This window comes from Lacticaseibacillus manihotivorans DSM 13343 = JCM 12514 (genome assembly GCF_001435035.1).
GTDB classification, from domain to species: domain Bacteria; phylum Bacillota; class Bacilli; order Lactobacillales; family Lactobacillaceae; genus Lacticaseibacillus; species Lacticaseibacillus manihotivorans.
On record NZ_AZEU01000198.1, the window covers coordinates 1 to 1,811 of the forward strand.

Consider the following 1,811-nt stretch of genomic DNA (forward strand, 5'->3'; position numbering starts at 1 on the left):
CTAGACCACTATCAAGGATTCATTATCATCGTTGCACTTGACTTGAAAATTGAGGATAATTTTTTAAAATGTAACCGTTCGCAGGCAGAACATGTTATACTATTCACAGTATACGAGTTGTTTGCTCTTAAATAGTCTGCAATTTGAAAGGCGGTATTTTGATGAAAGTCATCGTCGTTGGTTCTTCTCATGGTGGTTACGAAGCCGTTCGCGGCATTATCAGTGAAGCGCCAGACACTGAGATCCAGTGGTATGAAAAAGGCGACTTCATTTCGTTCCTCTCGTGCGGCATGCAGCTTTATCTGGAAGGCGTGGTCAAGAATGTGAATGATGTGCGCTACGAAACGGCCGGGCACGCGCGGTCCCAAGGTGTCTCCGTCTTCGTCCGTCAGGAGGTCACCGCGCTGGATCCGGGCGAGCACACAGTCACGGTACATAACCTAGATGACGACAGCACGCGTAGCGAACACTATGACAAGCTCGTCCTGTCGGTCGGCGCCGTGCCTGCACCGCTACCTGTACCGGGGGCTGACCTGGCGAATGTTTACGCGATGCGGGGCCGTGACTGGGCAATCCGCCTGAAGGCTAAGACCGTGGACCCAACCGTGCAGAATGTGGCCGTGATCGGCGCCGGGTACATCGGGGTGGAGGCCGCTGAAGTCTTTGCTAAGGCCGGCAAGCATGTGACCTTGATCGATGTACTGCCGCGGGCACTGCAACTGTATCTAGACGAAGAATTCACGGATACACTGACCCAAACCATGCGCGAACATGGCATCTACCCGGCCATGGGGCAAGGCGTCAAGCAGTTCACCGGCACCGATGGCCAAGTGAGCGGCGTGGAAACTGACGCCGGCACCTACCCAGCTGACTTGGTGATCATCTCAGCGGGGATCAAACCGGCGACCAACTGGCTCAAAGGTGTGGTCGACCTCGATACGAGGGGCTTGATCGACGTCGATGCCCATCAGCAGACGTCAGTGCCTGATGTTTACGCAGTCGGCGACGCGACACTGGTGCCGTTTGCGCCGACAGATGGCATGGCCCGAATCGCCTTGGCCACCGTCGCCCGGCGTCAAGGCCGAACCGCCGCCAAGAACATCCTCGGCCAACCGATGACCATGCCTGCTGTCTCAGGCGCTTCAGCGCTGTCGGTCTTTGACTATCACTTCGCCAGCACCGGCCTGAAGGAAGGGACCGCCGACCAATTCGGCGTTAAGACGCAGTCGATTTTTGTGACGGACACGGTTCGCCCTCAGTTCGTGCCGGACGCGGCCGGCAACGCAAAGGTGGCCTTCAAGCTGACCTATGACCCGGCCACCAAGCGGGTGCTGGGCGCACAGATCATGTCCACCCGCGACGTGACTGCCAACATCAACGCCATCAGCTTGGCGGTCCAAGGTAAGATGACGCTGGATGACTTGGCATATGCAGACTTCTTCTTCCAGCCAGGCTTCGATCGGCCATGGAACATCATCAATGTGGCCACACAAGCCGCCTTGCTTGGTAAAACAACTACCGAGGCTGAATGACATCGTCCGTTTCCTTCGGGGTTGTTACAGAACCCCATAAATAAACGGACTAAGAACGAAAATCCCGAAGATTTTCGGTTCTTTGTCAAATGGTGTTGAAGAATACTATTTATCTTTTGGAAGGTTCTCTCTTCGGAGGGGGCCTTTTATTATTTCAGCCATGAGCTGATGACCAGACATAGAAATGGACTGTTTTGAGGCTTGTAATTCCACAAAATAAAAGCCCTCAATTTTCAAGTCAAGTGCAACGATGATAACGAATCCTTGATAGTGGTCTAG

Annotated in this window: 1 protein-coding gene; it reads left to right on the forward strand. The window is 54.1% G+C overall.

The annotated features are described in order from the left end of the window. Positions 1-161 precede the first annotated feature (161 nt). Positions 162-1,532 carry an FAD-dependent oxidoreductase gene (locus FD01_RS10920; protein WP_056964285.1) on the forward strand — a complete coding sequence of 457 codons (1,371 nt, stop codon included), beginning with the start codon at positions 162-164 and terminating at the stop codon, positions 1,530-1,532. Positions 1,533-1,811 lie beyond the last annotated feature (279 nt).

Bases quoted from the DNA above. Each gene is read 5' to 3' on its own strand.
- FD01_RS10920 (WP_056964285.1), top strand. From the start codon at position 162: ATGAAAGTCATCGTCGTTGGTTCTTCTCATGGTGGTTACGAAGCCGTT.